Origin of the sequence: Mesorhizobium sp. CA6, assembly GCF_020165035.1 — a bacterium.
In the GTDB taxonomy this organism is placed as follows: domain Bacteria; phylum Pseudomonadota; class Alphaproteobacteria; order Rhizobiales; family Rhizobiaceae; genus Mesorhizobium.
Window position 1 is genome coordinate 21,338 of sequence record NZ_JAIUHI010000007.1, and the last position, 16,572, is coordinate 37,909.

Genomic DNA, 16,572 nt, shown 5'->3' on the forward strand with positions numbered 1-16,572 from the left:
CGGTCAGGCTCCCGTGCGGCTATCGATGCGCAGCAGCATGTAGCGTGCGAGCGCGAGGATGATGAAGGTGATGATGAACAGGATCAGGCCGAGCGACACCAGCGAGGATGTATAGAGGTTGCCGTCGGCTTCGGTGAATTCGTTGGCGATGGTCGCCGAGATCGTCGTGCCCGGCGCAAACAGCGAGGCGCTGATGCGGTGCGCGTTGCCGATGACGAAGGTGACGGCCATCGTCTCGCCGAGCGCGCGGCCGAGGCCGAGCATGACGCCGCCCATGATGCCGATGCGGGTATAGGGGATGGTCACGCGCCGGGTCACTTCCCAGGTCGTGCAGCCGATGCCGTAGGCCGATTCCTTCAGCACCGCCGGCACCGTGTCGAACACGTCCTTGGTGATCGAGGTGATGAAAGGCAGCACCATGATGGCGAGGATCAGCGACGAGGTCAGCAGGCCGATGCCGTAGGGCGGACCGGCAAACAGGCTGTCGAGGCCGGGGATGCCTTTGAACAGCCAGATGATGAAGGGCTGGACCGTCGTCTGCAGGAACGGCGCGAAGACGAACAGGCCCCAGATGCCGTAGATGATCGAGGGAATGCCGGCGAGCAGCTCGACGGCGATGCCAATCGGACGCCTGAGCGGGCGCGGACAAAGCTCGGTCAGGAAGACGGCGATGCCGATGCCGATCGGCACGGCGATAAGAATGGCGATGGCCGAGGTGACGATGGTGCCGTAGATGGGCGCGAGCGCGCCGAAATTCTCGGTGACCGGGTTCCAGGATTCGGTGGTCAGGAAGGAGAAGCCGAACTTCGACAGGGCCTCCCACGATCCGGCGACCAGCGAGATCGCGACCCCGCCGAGCAGAACGAGCACGAGGATGGCGGAAAGGCGCGTCGCCGTCCGGAAAACCATGTCGGTGACGGCGAAGCGGCGCACCGTCGCTTCTCTGGTCCGCAGGGCGGACGATGTCGCGGCTTCGGAAACGGCTGTCATTTAGCCCCTCGCATTTCGAAAGAGACAGGAGGGCGCCGTAGACGCCCTCCTTATTTTGCGGGAATTACATGCCGGAGTAGAGCGGCTTGCCGTTCGCGTCGACGATGTCCTTGCTCCACATTTCCTCGACGCTCTTCACGACCGCGTCGGGCATCGGAACATAGTCCAGGCCGGCGGCCAGCTCATCGCCCTTGGCATAGGACCAGGCGAAGAATTTGAGCGCTTCGGTCGTCGCCGCGGCGTCGTCGGGCTTCTTGTAGACGAGGATCCAGGTGGCGGAGGTCATCGGCCAGGATTCGGCGCCGGCCTGGTTGGCCAGGATGACGCCGTAGCCCGGCTGCGAGCTCCAGTCGGCATTGGCCGCAGCGGCCGAGAACGCGGCGGCGGTCGGCTCGACCTTCTTGCCGTCCTTGTTGATCAGGTCGGTGTAGGTCAGCTTGTTCTGCTTGGCATAGGCGTATTCGACATAGCCGATCGCGCCGCCGGTCTGCGACACGTTGTTGGCGACGCCTTCATTGCCCTTGGCGCCGATGCCCACCGGCCATTCAAGCGCGGTGTTGACGCCGACCTTCGATTTCCAGTCGGCGCTGACGTCGGCCAGGTAGTAGCTGAAGTTGAAGGTGGTGCCCGAGCCGTCCGAACGGTGGACGACGGCAATCGCCTGGTCGGGCAGCTTGATCTTGGGGTTGAGCTTCTTGATCGCCGCGTCGTTCCAGTTGGTGATCTTGCCGGCGAAGATGTCGGCGAGCGTCGGACCGTCGAGCACCAGCTCGCCCGGCTTGATGCCTTCGAGGTTGACGACCGGCACGATGCCGCCCATCACCATCGGGAACTGCGCGAGGCCGGTGGAGGTGAGATCCTCGCCCTTCAGCGGCGCGTCGGAAGCGCCGAAGGTGACGGTCTTGGCCTTGATCTGCTTGATGCCGCCGCCGGAGCCGATCGACTGGTAGTTGAGACCGATGCCGGTCTCCTTCTTGTAGGCGTCGGCCCACTTCGCGTAGATCGGATAGGGGAAGGTGGCGCCAGCGCCGGAAATGTCGGCTGCCATCGCGGCGGCCATGCTAAGGGTTGATGCCGCAGCCATTGCAATTGCAACGGCCGCAGAGCGGATGAAATGTCTCATGTGGCCTGCTCCTGTTCGGAAGATGGTCTTTCGGCACCCGTTGTATCGGCGCCCGGTCAGCGCAATAGCCCTCGATTATTACAGTCGCATGACAGTTTCGTGTCAGCCCGGTAACGTCTGGACGAGGATGCTCGGAAGGGTTCCGCAGCGGCCTCGAAGGGCCGGACGGAGTTTGCCGCGGAAATCAGCAACTTGTCTGACTTTTGAAACAAAATTTATCCCGGCGGCCGGATGACGGCCGCCGGGAAATAAAATCCGGACGAGAGTGCGTTGCCTGTAAGCCAGAGCGGATCATGGCCTGGCCATCGCCGAAAACAGGGTCCGTTGGGGTAGAGTCGACGCTGTTTCTTGTCGGCGGTCGCTGCTCCCGCCCGTAACCGAAGAGCGGAATCAATGTCATGATTGTCCGAGCTTGGCGCTTGCTTTGGTATGGTGCGATCGCACCATACGCATGCGTCAGCCCCTTGCCGCCGTCCTGCCCGCCAAATTCGTTTTAACCGGCGTTGCGCCGGGTCTCGACGTCCGAACCCAGCCAGCGCTCGAGCTTTTCGAGCAGCGCCCGCGGACTGATCGGCTTCGGCAGGTAATCGTCCATGCCGGCTTCCAGGCAGCGTTCGCGATCGCCCTTCAGTGCATGCGCGGTGACGCCGACGATCGGCACATGCGTGCCCATGTCCTCCTCGAGCCGGCGGATCGCGCCCGTCGCCTCCAGCCCGTTCATTTCCGGCATCGATACATCCATCAGGATCATGCGCGGATTGAGCCTGCCGAAGGCGTCGAGCGCCTTGCGGCCGTTGCCGACGATCTCGAAGCGGTAACCGGTCTCGCCAAGAATCTGGGTGAACACCATCTGGTTCACCTCATTGTCCTCGGCGACGAGGATGTCGAGCTCGCGCTCGGCATCGGCGGGGCGCGGACGCGCCCGCGCCGGGGGCGGTTGCAGCATGGCGCGCTCCGATGCCGCCGTCTGCGCCGGAGCGGCTCGCGGGGGGCTGGCGGTGCCAATGGCGGGTTGCGCCGCCGCGCTGCTGTGGCGGTGGCGCTGGATGGTCGAGACCAGCGTTTCCAGGAGAATGGAGGAGCGCGCCGGCTTGATCAGCTGCGCATCGATGCCGAGGTCGCGATAGGCCGTGCCGGCAAGCGACTGGTCGACCGAGGTCAGCATGATGATGGGCGTATGCGCCAGGCCCGCCGTATTGCGCACGATGCGCGCCATCTCGGCGCCGGTCATGCCCGGCATCTGATAATCAAGCACGACGCAGTCGACCGGCACGCCGTAGGCGGCGGCGGCAATCAGCACCTTCAACCCCTCGGCGCCGCTTTCGGCCGCGCAGGAATCGAACGTCCACGACGCCATCTGCTCGCTGAGGATCGAGCGGTTGACGGCATTGTCGTCGACGATGAGCACGCGCGCGCCGGTGACGTCGACCGGCATGATGCGCTGCCCGCCCTGCTCGGCCTTGGGCAGCGTGATCGTGAACCAGAAGGTCGAACCCTTGCCTTCGGCGCTGTCGACACCGATCTCGCCGGCCATCATCTCGACCAGACGTGAGGTGATGGCAAGGCCAAGCCCGGTGCCCTCATGCCGCCTGGTCGAGGAGGTGTCGACCTGGCTGAATTTTTCGAAAACCTGCTTCAGCTTGTCTTCCGGAATGCCGATGCCGGTATCGGTCACGGAAATGGTGAGCCTCGTTCCCGCCGGAACCCGCTCACCCGTCACGTCGACCAGGACATGACCCTTGTCGGTGAATTTCACCGCGTTGCCGAGCAGGTTGGTGACGATCTGCCTGACACGGCCGACATCGCCGACGAACTGGCCGTCGAGGCCCGGCTGAATGCGAACGATGAGCTCGAGGTCCTTCTCCTTGGCGCGCGTCGAGACCAGCGTCGCCACATCCTCGATCGCCTCGGCGAGATTGAAGGGCGCCGGGTCGAGCACCAGCTGGCCGGCATCGATCTTCGAGAAGTCGAGGATGTCGTTGATGATGGTGAGCAGCGCATTGCCGGATTTGACGATGATATCGGTGAACGTCTTCTGTTTCGGATCGAGGTCCGACTTTGCCAGCAGCTCTGCCATACCAAGAACCCCATTCATCGGCGTGCGGATCTCGTGGCTCATATTGGCGAGGAATTCCGACTTGGCCCGGTCGGCGAGCACGGCGCGCCGGCGTGCCTCGCTGAGCTCCGCCTCGCGCTGCTTGAGCTCGGTGATGTCCGTGGTGGAGCCGATGAGATAGAGCGAGCCGTCCGAGGCGATCATCGCGCCCTTGCGCGCGAATTGATGCCTGACGCTGCCGTCCGGCATCGTCACCGTCTCTTCGATCTCCTGCGTCTCGCCGGTGCGAAGCACAGCAAGGTCGCCGGCGACGAAGGCTTCGCCGTCCGCGCCGAAAATCTCGACGTCGGTCTTGCCGATCGCTTCTTCCCTGCTGAAGCCGGTGAGATCACACCAGCCCTTGTTGACGTAGAATTGCCTGAGGTCCGAGCGCTTGGCGTAGATCGACACCGGCACATTGTCGATGAGGCTGCGGAACACCTCGTTCTCGCTCATGCTCTGCCGCAGCGCCTGCTCGCGCGCCTTGACGTCGGTGATGTCGGTGCTGGAGCCGACCAGATGCACCGACCCGTCGATCGCCACCAGCCGACTCTTGCGCGTCATCAGCTGGCGCACCGTGCCGTCGCGGTGGGTGACGGCTTCCTCGATCTCGCGTCCCGCGCCGGTCGCCACAACTTCGTTGTCGTCATTGCTGAAACCGTCCGCCTCTTCGGCCGCGAAAAGCTCGCGATCAGTCTTGCCGAGCACCTCGTCCTTGGGCAGTCCGGTCAGCGCGCACCAGGCCTTGTTGACGAATTCTATGGTGAGATCGTCGGCCTTGATGAAGGCTGCCACGGGCAATTCGTCCATCACATGCCGGTAAAGGTCGATCTGGCGCATGGAATCGCGCAACGCCTTCTCGCGCGCCTTGATGTCGGTGATATCGACACGCACGCCGATGAATGTGCCGTCGTCGGTACGCATGTCATAGACCTGGTACCAGCGCCCGTCGGCGTTGAGGCGTTCGTAGGCCGAGCTCGGCAAACGGTACCGCTTGAGCATGGCGTCAAGCCAACGCTCGGTGTCGACGCCATACAGGCTGTCGATTCCGGGGTCGCCGCTCGAGCGGAAGTAGCCGACGGAGTGGCCAAGCGCCAACGCCTCGCGGAACGTGCGGCCAGGCTGCCAGGCCGGCTTCAGCGCCGGCAGCGTATCCTGCAGCTTGCGGTTGGCGAAGACGAAGCGGTCGTCGCGATCGTAGATGATGACCCCCGCCGGCAGCGACTCCAGCACGGTGACGAGGTTCTTGCGCGCGTCCTCCGTCTCGGTCTCGCGCTGTTTCATGTCGGTGATGTCGACATAGGAGATCAGCCGCTTGCCGCCTGGAAGAGGCGCCAGCGAGGCTATCAGCGTGCGGCCGTCCTTGCGCGGCAACTGCCTGGACCCTGCGCTTCCAGCCCGGATTTCGGCCTCCCGTTCGGCCACATGTCTTTGCCAGGCCTGTTCCTCGGCGCCGAACGGATCGGCATCACGACTAGCTTCCATGAGGTCGCGAAAGCGACTGCCGGCCGGAGCGCGCCGCGGATCGATCTGCCAGAAGTCGTAAAATGCCCGGTTGACCACCTCCGCCCGCAATTCGGCATCGAGAACGATGACGCCGATCGGCATCGAATCGACCATCAGCCTGAGATTGGCAAGCGCCTCCGAGGTCCCGGCCATATCGTGGACGTCGCCGAGAAAGGCCTCGTTGCCGCGTCTGTCCGCCTTGTTGTCCGCCTCGACAGTCCCGTCCGTATCCGCCATTCCTACCCCCAAGGCCGAACTGTGCCGGTCCGTCGGGGGAATGTGCCCGACAAGCATTAACGATCCGCTAACCATAATGATTGCAACCGCCTGCCCCGGTGCCGTTGAGCCAGCTTCCGGCCCTGGCGCCGGCTGCGGTAATCCGCCCGTTGGCGATCATGGCAACAACGCATTATAAGGTGCCTGAGGTGTTGCTAATGTTTGGTCGAATCGCGGCTTTCATCCTGTGCCCGGCGCTGCTTGCGGCGGGCGGCTGCGCGCGCAGCGACGACGGCACGGTGATCGTCCCGAGCCGGATGGACGTCAGACGTGTCTGGGACAAGGCGCCGCCGGGAACGACCGCGTCGCGGCAGATCGCGTCGGACGTGTTTCCTTTGCCGCCGCCGGGCGCGCCGCAAGGCCCGTCGGTCCGGCGCTATTCCGGGTCTCCGGCAAGGCCTTCATATAACCAGAATCTGGCTGATCAGTCTTCGGACGAGCAGACCGCTCTTACCTGCAGGAATGTCGGCGAAACCGGCAAGCGCTACCGCGTCATCTGCGAGTAGCTTTGCCTTGATCCGCCGGTCGATGCCGGCTGGATCCACTGCCCGTGAAGAAAGACAGCCCGACAGATTCAGCCCGGCCGCGACCGCGGCGCGATCACGGATCGCTGATGAAACCTTTGCCCGGTGACGGACGTTGTTGGCGTTGATGTGACGCGCGCTGCGCAGAGGGAGACTGAAGATGTCCATTCACTTCACCGTCTCTGGCCTGACCAGAAACCTGATCCATTCGCTTGGGCTGGATCATGAGCATGCGCCGAGAGCCCTTACCCCCGAACAAAGCCTTCTGCTGGATTGCTACCTTGCCGGGCAGATTCCGGACTCCGCCTGGAACGATTATGTCTTCGAGATGCCGGAGTTAGAAAAGCACGCCCAGATCAGGCGCGCACGCGGTTTGACCTGAAAGCAATTCCAGGAAAGTGCGACACGGTTAGAACGTGTATCCCGAAAGTGGGAACCAATTTCGGGATAAAGACATGCGTAAGATCAAAAAACCAAAGCGCATGGGGCGAATCTGAAAGATCGCGACGCGCTTCAGCGCTCGCCTTAGCGTTCCGCCTGGAATTGCGTCAAAAACAAATGGTCAGGCCTCCGCCTACTTCTTCGGCGAGTTGAACTGCAGCGTGAAGACGTTTCCGGCGATGCCTTGCGCCAGCGAGGGCGAAAGGCTGAGCGGTAGACAATCGTTCAGGGCCTTGGTCGCAGCGTCGATATACGCCTTACGCGCCTTGTCGTCGCCGCTGACATGGATAGCGGTTGTTTTCGGCGGTCCGATCAGCGTGCCGTCGCGTTTGAAGCTGAAGCTGAGCGTCACCGAGGAATTGTCGGAATTGGCCGGCGGCGTCCAGCAGGCGAGCAGGGCGGCGCCAACCTCGTTCATACCGTTGAGCGGCGCGGCTTCGGCCGTGATGGCGGCGCTCGCCAGGAGCGCGCTCGCGACCGCGGAAAGTTTCACCATTCTTTTCATCGCAGTCCTCATCGCTTTTTGCCCGGCTCGCACCTGTCAACCCTAGGTAATGGTAGGATCAATCACGCCGATGACAATAGGATTTCAACCGGTCTGGCACCGGATAAGTCGTATGTCGCGATTGCCGATGGGAGGCGATACAACCGCCGGAAAAGCAAAAGGCCGGCGCTGGGCCGACCTTTCCCTTCGCCTCCGCTTCGCGCCAGTACATCCGTGGTCGCGGCGAGGACTGTGACCAGTAGACAGGCGTTGGGTAAATGAAACCTTAACCTGAGCCGGCTGTTAGGCCCTGGCCTGCGATTTCACATGCGCGATGTAGCCGCGCACGTCGCCTGCCGGCTCCGCATAGGCCTTGCCGAGCTTCTTCTCCATGGCCGCCATGTATTCCTTCGCCCAGCTGGGCAGCGCGTAGTCGATGACCGCCAGGAATTCGAGCGTTGCCGCCAGCCTTATATCGGCGATCGACGGGTTGTTGCCGCCGATGAATGGTTTGCCGTTGCGAAAGAAGGAGTGAAACACCTCGAGCGGCTCGGCGATCGCAGCCATCGCCGCCTTCTGCGCTTCCGATTTCTTGTCGGGATGGGCGTCGCTGTGGCCGACCTCGCCGGCATATTGCGGAAAGCCGAGCGCCGGATACGTCGCGCGCGCGACATAGGGATAAAGCGTGCCGACAAGGTAGAACATGGCGCTATCGATCATCGCCCGCTTGGCCGGCGCCTTCGGATAGAACTTGTCCAGCCCGTGCTTGTTGGCGAGATACTGCATGATAGCGCAGCTTTCCCACAGCACGCCGCGCGGCAGGCCCTTGTCCTCGATCATCGGCGTCAGATGCGCCGGATTGCGCGCCAGGAATTCGGGCGAACGCGTAAGGCCCCAGGCATCGGTCTCCGCCGGATCGAGCCCGGCCGCGCGCGCGAACACCCGCACCGTCATGTTGTTGACGCTCGGCCTCAGCATGCTGAGTTTTATGCCCGGCTTCTTAGCTGGCTTCGGCACTTTCGAGGTCGCGGCCGTTTTGGCCGCCGCCTTCGCCGATGCCTTGGCGCCCGATTTCGCGGCGGCTTTTACCGCGGCTTTCGGCGCGGCCTTGGCAGCGGGTTTCTTCGCGCTCTTTGTTGCGGCTTTTGCCATTTCATGTCCCTCCCTTGCTTGCTCAGTACGGATTCTTCGGCACCCTGTTTTCCGACAGGGTTTCGCGTGACCGCTCGACCAGCGCCTGGATGGCGTCGGCAAGGTGCAATTCGGCGATATTGTAGTCGCCGCGCGCCACGCGGATCTTGTGCGCCTCCATCAGCACGTCGGCATGGGTGAAGCCGGCCGGCGGGTCGAAGCGGTAGGACGCGAGCTCGATCAACAGCCCGAGCGGATCTTCGAAATAGATCGAATCCATGAAGCCGCGATCCTTGACGCCGCTGTGCTTGATGCCGCGCTCGTCGAGCCGCGCGACTGCCTGCAGGAAGGTGACCCGCGATACCGAGAACGCGATGTGATGGACGCAGCCTATATCGGTCGGTGTCCGCCGCTTGACCGGGACCCGGGTTTCGTCGGTGAAGACGGTGATCAGCCGCCCGTCGCCCGGATCGAAGTAGAGGTGGCTTTCGCTCGCCTTGTCGAGATTGGGCTGCTCGAAGATGAAAGGCATGCCGAGCACGCCCTCCCAGAAGTCGATCGAGGTCTGGCGCCCGGCGCCGACCAGCGTGATGTGATGAACGCCTTGCGACTGCAGCTTCCGCATTGGACTCCTCCCGCCCGCACTTGCGGCAGGCTTTGTGCAGAGAATGCTAAAGCAACTGCAAGCGCTGCGCCAGAACGGACGAACGCGCGAACGCCAGATTGGACCCAGCAGGGATTGGTCTTTCGGTCTACAGGAGAGTTGCTTGGTACGCCCAAGGGGAATCGAACCCCTGTTCCCGCCGTGAGAGGGCGGTGTCCTGACCGCTAGACGATGGGCGCGCTCAAGAACCGGCTACATAGGCTGGCGGCTGGGAAAAAGCAACTGGGGTTTCCGGCACTTTGCGTGCTTTGCCCAAAGCTGCTGGTCAGCGCTGCCGTTTCGGCTCGATCAGGTCCCAGAGATTGCCGTAGAGATCGGCGAAAACGGCCACCGTGCCATAGGCTTCGTGGCGCGGCGCTTCGCGGAACTCGACGCCCTTGGCGAGCATCGCCTGGTGATCGCGGGAAAAATCGTCGGTTTCGAGAAACAGGAAGACGCGGCCGCCGGTCTGGTTGCCGATGCGGCTTGCCTGCTCTTCGCCGGATGCTTCCGCCAGGAGCAGCCTCGCCCCCTTGCCCTTCGCCGGCGCGACGGTGACCCAGCGCTTGCCGCCGCCGAGATCGACATCCTGGCTCAGCACGAAACCGAGCCGCTCGACATACCAGGCGATCGCCTCGTCGTAATTGCCGACGACGAGCGCGACGGTCGCAATGCTGCGCTGCTCGGCAAAGCCGCTCATTTGTTGCGAACCGCGAATTGGCCGATGATGCGGCGCTCGGAGATGTCGTAGACGAAGATCGAACGGCCGCCATCGGCAAGCTCGGCGTCGATCGACAGGCGGTTGCCGGAGAGCGACTGGCTGATCACCTTGGCGCCGACGGGCAACACGATGTCGCCCGAGAGCGGCGCACCGGCCGGAGCCTGAACATCGCCGGCGGGCGCCGATCCGGCCACCGGCGCGTTGCGGGCTTTGTAGACAAGCGCCCCGATCACCACCATAAGGGCGAGGAACAGAAGGCCGAGATTGACGATCATGAAGCGGACGAGCTTGCGGCGCACATTCTCGGCCGCGGGGTCGAGCGGCTTTTCCTCATCTTCTTCGGCGATCGGCCGGGCCATGGCTAAACAATCCGCAACGGGTTTCGATGAGCGCTCATAACGAAGAGAGTTCGACATTGATAGGGGAGGAACCGACGGACGATGAGTTGGCCGCAGGCGAAGCCACCGTGCTGGAAGCCGGCGCCGATGCCGCCGGCCAGCGCCTCGACCAGTGGCTTGCCGCCAAGCTCGGTCCGGAGCTCTCGCGCAGCCGCGTGCAGGCGCTAATCAAGCAAGGCGCGGTCTCCATCGCCGGCAGGAAGGTGCTGGAAGCCAAGCGCAAGCTGACGGTCGGTGAGACGATCGAGATCCTGGTGCCCGCTCCGGAGCTGGCAGAGCCGCAGGGCGAGGACATTCCCCTCGACATTCTTTACGAGGACGACGAGCTGATCGTCATCAACAAGCCGGCGGGACTGGTCGTCCACCCCGGCGCCGGCAACTGGACCGGCACGCTGGTCAACGCGCTGATCCATCACTGCGGCGACAGCCTGTCCGGCATTGGCGGCGTCAGGCGTCCTGGCATCGTCCATCGCCTCGACAAGGAAACCAGCGGCGTTATGGTCGTGGCCAAGACCGATCGCGCCCACAAGGCGCTGTCGGAAGCCTTTGCCGATCATGGCCGCACCGGCGACCTCGAGCGCGCCTATCTGGCGCTGGTCTGGGGCATCCCGCAACGGCCGACCGGCACCATCGAGGCTGCCTTGGGTCGCGCCGCCGACCGCGTCCGCCGCGCGGTGGTGTCGGAAAGTCGCGACGACGCCCGCCATGCCGTCACCCATTTCAGCATTGTCGAACGTTTCGGCGAAGGACAGCAGGCTTTCGCCACGGCAAGCCTGGTCGAATGCCGGCTGGAGACCGGCCGGACCCACCAGATCCGCGTCCACATGGCCCATATCGGGCACCCCGTGATCGGCGATCCGGATTACGGGCAGGCTTTCCGCACCAAGGCCAACCGGCTGCCCGGACCCTTGAAGGCCAAGGTCAAAGCCTTTCCCCGGCAGGCCCTGCACGCGTGGCTCCTTGAATTCCGGCATCCGACCACCCATCTAACGATGAGGTTCGAAGCGCCGATACCGGGAGACATGGAGGAACTCGTCGGCGACTTCCGAAAACTCTGAACCGACCCGCCACGAACAAGCTGCAAACCAGCCATCAAAAAACCTGACCGGCGTTGTTCACTTTAGCGTGACAGACTGTTTAGCGTTGAACAAATGCCTGTCTTTTCTGGTTTTGTTCCTATATACACAGGTTGTCGCGGATGAGCCTTTGGCATCCGTGACGAACGCCCGCCGCGTTTCGGGGGCATCCACTCCAAAGAGAGAGGGGCGCTATCATGGCCCAATCATTACCCAGTATCGTTTCCGGTGAAGGCGGTCTCGCCCGTTACCTGGAAGAAATCCGCCGCTTTCCGATGCTTCAGCCGCAGGAAGAGTACATGCTCGCAAAGCGTTATGCCGAGCATCAGGACACCACGGCTGCGCACAAGCTCGTCACCAGCCATTTGCGGCTCGTCGCCAAGATCGCCATGGGCTATCGCGGCTACGGCCTGCCGATCGGCGAGGTGATCTCGGAAGGCAATGTCGGCCTCATGCAGGCCGTGAAGAAATTCGAACCGGAGCGTGGTTTCCGGCTCGCCACCTATGCCATGTGGTGGATCAAGGCCTCGATCCAGGAATACATCCTGCGCTCGTGGAGCCTGGTCAAGATGGGCACCACCGCCAATCAGAAGCGTCTGTTCTTCAACCTGCGCAAGGTGAAGGGCAAGATCCAGGCGCTCGACGATGGCGACTTGAAGCCCGAGCAGATCGCCGAGATCGCCACTCGCCTCAACGTTTCCGAGGCCGAAGTGGTGTCGATGAACCGCCGCCTTTCGGGCGACGCTTCGCTCAACGCTCCGATCCGGGCGAGCGAAGGCGAGTCCGGCGAATGGCAGGACTGGCTGGTCGACGATCACGAGAGCCAGGAAGAAATGCTCATCGAGCAGGACGAGCTGGAAAACCGGCGCACCATGCTGTCGGGCGCCCTGTCGGTGCTCAACGACCGCGAGCGGCGCATCTTCGAGGCGCGTCGCCTGGCCGAAGAGCCGCTGACGCTGGAAGAACTCTCGGCCGAGTTCGACATCAGCCGCGAGCGCGTGCGCCAGATCGAGGTGCGTGCCTTCGAGAAGGTGCAGGACGCGGTCAAGGCCGCCGCCAAGCGCCAGACCCAGGCGCTGCGGACCATCGAGGCGCAGCCGGCGGCGTAAAGCTACCCGCGCACCGAGCAACAACAAAACGGCGACGCCAGATTCTGGCGCCGCCGTTTTTTTAGCGAAAGCGGTCGCGCGCCCCTTTTTCCCCGTCACTATACGGGGACCGGTAGGACAATGAGGGGCAGCGCCGACGCTGCGAGGTTATCGTTCAGGGCAACAATCGCTTCAAAGGGCCGGCGCGCTGATCCTCGACCGCGGCGCCGCCCCTCATCCGCCCTTCGGGCACCTTCTCCCCGTGAACGGGGAGAAGGAAAGGCTCAGGCCGTCGGCTGCTTGGTCTTCCTGAGGTACGGCAGCACCGTCTCATACGCGCCGAAACGCTTGATCGCGTCCTCGTTGGAGACGGCGGCGGTGATGATGACGTCGTCGCCCTGCTTCCAGTTGGCCGGCGTCGCCACCTGGTGCTTGGCCGTCAGCTGGATGGAATCGATGACGCGCAGGATCTCGTCGAAGTTGCGGCCCGTGGTCATCGGATAGGTCAGCGCCAGCTTGATCTTCTTGTCCGGGCCGATGACATAGACCGAGCGCACGGTGGCGTTGTCGGCCGGCGTGCGGCCCTCGGAGGTCTCGCCGGCGCCTGCCGGCAACATTTCATAAAGCTTGGCGACCTTGAGATCCTTATCGCCGATCAGCGGATAGTTCACCGTCTGGCCGGTGGCGGTCTTGATGTCGGCCTGCCACTTCTCGTGACTCGATACCGGATCGACCGAGATGCCGATGATCTTGACGTTGCGCTTTTTGAACTCGCCTTCGAGGCCGGCCATGGTGCCGAGCTCGGTGGTGCAGACCGGCGTGAAATTCTTCGGATGGCTGAACAGCACCGCCCAGCCGTCGCCGATCCAGTCGTGGAATTTGATGGTGCCCTGCGTGGTTTCGGCCGTGAAATCCGGCGCGACATCGTTGATACGAAGACTCATGACCTATCCCTACCCTTTTGTGAAACGATGGCCGGCGCGGCCGGCAAGCATTCTAAGCTACCACCATCGCGGCATCGGTCAAACGCCAGGAGCCGTAACCTAGCCCGCTGCAGCCAAATATTTTTTTGGCGAGCACGGCGACGTTCGGCAGGATTTTTCCGCTTTTGCGAGAGGGTGGGCCGCTCAGGCTTTCCTTATCGCGAGCGTCGCCGTGAGGTCTTCCATGCGCTGCGCGAGCGCGCCGAGCGCGGTCGTGAGCACGCTGTCGCTCTTGTCGGCCTTGGTCAGCGCCTCGTCGCGCGTCTTGCGCAAGGTCAGCACTTCGCTCTCCATGCCTTTGACACGCTTGGTGAGCTCCGAGAGCTCGTCCATCACCATGATGCCGGCCATGACGGTGAGCCGCTGATCGCCGATCTCGCCGAAGGAATCCTTCAGGTGCGAGACATAGCGGTCGAAGCGCTCGGCAAGGTCGATCAGATGCTCTTCCTGGCCTTCGTCGCAGGCCATGCGATACTGTTTGCCGTCGATGGAAACCGTGACCTGTGCCATTGCCTTACCTGTCCAGGACCGCGCGGATGGTTTCCATGGCGGTCACCAGCCGCCGCGACACTTCCTTGTTGGCGTCCTCCAGCCGTTCGGCGCGCGCTTCCGAATTGTCGAGCTCCTGCGCCAGGCGCGAGCGGTCGGCGTTCATGCGCTGCACCTCGGCCTCGGCTTCCGAATAATCGCGCTCATGCTCGAGCTTCGCCGCCACGGCGTTTTCCAGCCCTTCCATGGCCTTGCCCAGCCTGGCGATGACTTCCTTGAGGGTCGTTTCCCCGGTCATGGCCTCGTCCTATGCCCTGCCCATCACCGAATCGCACGTGTTCAGAACGCGTTACCTAGGAAAGATTAGGCGCCGGGTGAAGGGCACGTCAACAAAGCTCTCGCGACTGTCCCCCGCTATCGCTAATGTAGGCGCCGGGTGCCATCACAAGCCCGGCAAAATCCATCCCGATTTGTTGACTAAAAGACCGCGCCTGCTATGTGTCGCGGCATCCTTTTCCAAGGGTTCTCCCCAGGCTCCAACTCACTTCCGGAGGAAGCATGACCTCGCGTGAACAACATGATCGGATGGCCAACGCGATCCGTTTCCTTTCCATGGACGCCGTCGAGAAGGCGAACTCCGGTCACCCAGGCCTGCCCATGGGCTGCGCCGACATCGCCACGGTGCTGTTCAGCCGTTTCCTGAAATTCGACGCCAAGGCACCGCACTGGGCCGACCGCGACCGCTTCATTCTGTCGGCCGGCCACGGCTCGATGCTGCTCTACTCGCTGCTGTACCTCACCGGCTATGAGGACATGACGATCGAACAGATCAAGAATTTCCGCCAGCTCGGCTCCAAGACCGCCGGCCATCCCGAATACGGCCATGCCGCCGGCATCGAGACCACCACCGGCCCGCTCGGCCAGGGCCTCGCCAATTCGGTCGGCTTCGCGCTCGGCGAGCGCATCATGAACGCCGCCTTCGGCAACGACCTCGTCAACCATTATACCTATGTGCTGGCCGGGGACGGCTGCCTGATGGAAGGCGTCTCCCAGGAAGCCATCGCGCTGGCCGGGCATCTGAAGCTCAACAAGCTGATCGTCTTCTGGGACAACAACAACATCTCGATCGACGGTCCGGTCTCGCTCGCCGACAACACCGACCAGGTCGCCCGCTTCCAGGCCAGCGGTTGGAACGCCAGCCACATCGACGGCACCGATCCGGAAGCGATCGCCTATGCCATAGAGGCGGCGCGCCATTCCGACAAGCCGACGATGATCGCCTGCAAGACCACCATCGGCTTCGGCGCCCCGACCAAGGCCGGCACCAACAAGGCGCATGGCTCGCCGCTGGGCGCCGAGGAAATCGCCGGCGCGCGCAAATTCTTCAACTGGGACTCGCCGCCCTTCGAGATTCCGGCCGACATCCTCGACGCATGGCGCGCCGTCGGCACGGGTGGCGCCAAGGCCCGCGCCGATTGGGAAGGCCGCCTGGCGAAGGCCGAGCCGAAGCTAAAGGCCGAGTTCGAGCGCCGCCTCGCCGGCAAGCTGCCCTCCAACTTCGACGCCGTCATCGCCGACTACAAGAAGAAGCTGTCGGCCGACAAGCCGAAGGTCGCCACCCGCAAGTCGTCGGAGATGGCGCTGGAAGTCATCAACGGCGCGGTGCCGGAAACGATCGGCGGCTCGGCCGACCTCACCGGCTCCAACAATACCAAGACCAGCCAGACCAAGAACATCACCCCCGACGACTACGGCCAGCGCTATGTCCACTACGGCATTCGCGAGCACGGCATGGCGGCGGCGATCAACGGCCTGACCTTGCATGGCGGCCTGATCGCCTATGGCGGCACCTTCCTGTGCTTCTCCGACTACGCCCGCCCGTCGATGCGCCTTGCCTCGCTGATGGGCATCCGCTCGATCTTCGTCATGACGCATGATTCTATCGGTCTCGGCGAGGACGGCCCGACCCACCAGCCGGTCGAGCATCTGGCCGCACTTCGCGCCATTCCCAACCACAATGTCTTCCGCCCGGCCGACGCGGTCGAAACCGCCGAATGCTGGCAGATTGCGCTGGAATCCGAAAAGACGCCCTCGACGCTGGCGCTGACCCGCCAGAACCTGCCGACCGTGCGCACGGAGCACTCGGCGACGAACCTCTCCAGCCGGGGCGCCTATGAGCTGGCCGCCGCCGGCGGCGAGGCCGTGGTGACGATCTTCGCCACCGGCTCCGAGGTCGAGATCGCGCTTGGCGCGCGCGACCTGCTGGAAAAGCACGGCCATCCGACCCGCGTCGTCTCTGTGCCCTGCTTCGAGCTGTTCGACCAGCAGAGCGAGGATTACCGCAAGAAGACTATCGGCAACGCCAAGGTGAAGGTCGCGATCGAAGCCGGCATCCGCCAGGGCTGGGATCACCTGATCGGCACCGACGGCATTTTCGTCGGCATGCACGGTTTTGGCGCCTCCGGCTCGATCGAGCAGCTCTATCCGCATTTCGGCATCACCGCCGAAGCTGCCGCCAAGGCGGTCGAAGCCCGGCTACACGGCGAGTAGGAGAATTGCCTCGGGCCCGGCAGGCCGATTAACGGTTTTGCCGGACTGGACCAA

At 63.4% G+C, this 16,572-nt stretch carries 16 protein-coding genes and 1 tRNA gene; 5 read left to right on the forward strand and 12 right to left on the reverse strand.

From position 1 onward, the window contains the following. Nucleotides 1-3: 3 nt before the first annotated feature. The 3 genes from pstC to LB526_RS12140 form a co-directional block, all read right to left on the reverse strand. A complete protein-coding gene (gene pstC, locus LB526_RS12130) occupies nucleotides 4-990 on the reverse strand; it encodes a phosphate ABC transporter permease subunit PstC (RefSeq protein ID WP_224545608.1) in 987 nt (328 codons plus the stop codon). 64 nt (nucleotides 991-1,054) lie between these two features. Next, entirely contained in the window at nucleotides 1,055-2,113 is a 1,059-nt protein-coding gene (gene pstS, locus LB526_RS12135) for a phosphate ABC transporter substrate-binding protein PstS (protein ID WP_224627799.1), read from the reverse strand. Between the two features lie 493 nt (nucleotides 2,114-2,606). Beyond that, nucleotides 2,607-5,951, reverse strand: coding sequence for a response regulator (locus LB526_RS12140; protein ID WP_224627800.1), 3,345 nt, complete (start codon nucleotides 5,949-5,951; stop codon nucleotides 2,607-2,609). A gap of 197 nt (nucleotides 5,952-6,148) precedes the next feature. Between LB526_RS12140 and LB526_RS12145 the strand changes: the two genes are divergently transcribed. Further along, entirely contained in the window at nucleotides 6,149-6,496 is a 348-nt protein-coding gene (locus LB526_RS12145) for a hypothetical protein (RefSeq protein WP_224627802.1), read from the forward strand. A gap of 178 nt (nucleotides 6,497-6,674) precedes the next feature. Beyond that, entirely contained in the window at nucleotides 6,675-6,896 is a 222-nt protein-coding gene (locus LB526_RS12150; protein ID WP_140545139.1) for a hypothetical protein, read from the forward strand. A 192-nt stretch (nucleotides 6,897-7,088) separates the two neighbouring features. On the opposite strand, the gene LB526_RS12155 is transcribed toward LB526_RS12150, so the two are convergent. The 6 genes from LB526_RS12155 to LB526_RS12180 all read right to left on the reverse strand — a co-directional run bounded on the left by LB526_RS12155 (nucleotide 7,089) and on the right by LB526_RS12180 (nucleotide 10,293). Further along, nucleotides 7,089-7,451, reverse strand: a complete 363-nt coding sequence (locus LB526_RS12155; RefSeq protein ID WP_411967478.1) for a hypothetical protein — start codon at nucleotides 7,449-7,451, stop codon at nucleotides 7,089-7,091. Nucleotides 7,452-7,742: 291 nt separating this feature from the next. Continuing rightward, entirely contained in the window at nucleotides 7,743-8,591 is an 849-nt protein-coding gene (locus LB526_RS12160; protein WP_224627805.1) for a glutathione S-transferase family protein, read from the reverse strand. A gap of 22 nt (nucleotides 8,592-8,613) precedes the next feature. Beyond that, nucleotides 8,614-9,195, reverse strand: coding sequence for a VOC family protein (locus LB526_RS12165; protein ID WP_224527141.1), 582 nt, complete (start codon nucleotides 9,193-9,195; stop codon nucleotides 8,614-8,616). Nucleotides 9,196-9,338: 143 nt separating this feature from the next. Then, nucleotides 9,339-9,413, reverse strand: a tRNA-Glu gene (locus tag LB526_RS12170). Between the two features lie 86 nt (nucleotides 9,414-9,499). After that, nucleotides 9,500-9,913, reverse strand: coding sequence for a VOC family protein (locus LB526_RS12175; protein ID WP_095767363.1), 414 nt, complete (start codon nucleotides 9,911-9,913; stop codon nucleotides 9,500-9,502). Beyond that, nucleotides 9,910-10,293: a fimbrial protein gene (locus tag LB526_RS12180; protein ID WP_095767362.1), complete on the reverse strand. Its 384-nt coding sequence runs from the start codon at nucleotides 10,291-10,293 to the stop codon at nucleotides 9,910-9,912. Before LB526_RS12180 ends, LB526_RS12175 begins: the two co-directional genes overlap by 4 nt. Before the next feature lie 26 nt (nucleotides 10,294-10,319). Here LB526_RS12180 and LB526_RS12185 point away from each other — a divergent pair, with 26 nt between their 5' ends. Continuing rightward, nucleotides 10,320-11,390, forward strand: coding sequence for an RluA family pseudouridine synthase (locus LB526_RS12185; RefSeq protein ID WP_224627807.1), 1,071 nt, complete (start codon nucleotides 10,320-10,322; stop codon nucleotides 11,388-11,390). 215 nt (nucleotides 11,391-11,605) lie between these two features. Next, complete coding sequence (rpoH, locus tag LB526_RS12190; protein WP_095767360.1) at nucleotides 11,606-12,517, forward strand: RNA polymerase sigma factor RpoH; 912 nt, start codon at nucleotides 11,606-11,608, stop codon at nucleotides 12,515-12,517. A 263-nt stretch (nucleotides 12,518-12,780) separates the two neighbouring features. On the opposite strand, the gene LB526_RS12195 is transcribed toward rpoH, so the two are convergent. The 3 genes from LB526_RS12195 to LB526_RS12205 all read right to left on the reverse strand — a co-directional run bounded on the left by LB526_RS12195 (nucleotide 12,781) and on the right by LB526_RS12205 (nucleotide 14,266). Further along, nucleotides 12,781-13,440, reverse strand: coding sequence for a peroxiredoxin (locus LB526_RS12195; RefSeq protein WP_140847021.1), 660 nt, complete (start codon nucleotides 13,438-13,440; stop codon nucleotides 12,781-12,783). Between the two features lie 183 nt (nucleotides 13,441-13,623). Beyond that, complete coding sequence (locus tag LB526_RS12200; protein WP_095767358.1) at nucleotides 13,624-13,989, reverse strand: cell division protein ZapA; 366 nt, start codon at nucleotides 13,987-13,989, stop codon at nucleotides 13,624-13,626. Between the two features lie 4 nt (nucleotides 13,990-13,993). Continuing rightward, nucleotides 13,994-14,266, reverse strand: a complete 273-nt coding sequence (locus tag LB526_RS12205; protein ID WP_023763725.1) for a DUF4164 domain-containing protein — start codon at nucleotides 14,264-14,266, stop codon at nucleotides 13,994-13,996. A 260-nt stretch (nucleotides 14,267-14,526) separates the two neighbouring features. Between LB526_RS12205 and tkt the strand changes: the two genes are divergently transcribed. Next, nucleotides 14,527-16,518 (forward strand): transketolase, encoded by a 1,992-nt coding sequence (gene tkt / locus LB526_RS12210; protein ID WP_224627809.1) that lies wholly within the window; start codon nucleotides 14,527-14,529, stop codon nucleotides 16,516-16,518. The last annotated feature ends 54 nt before the right edge of the window (nucleotides 16,519-16,572 follow it).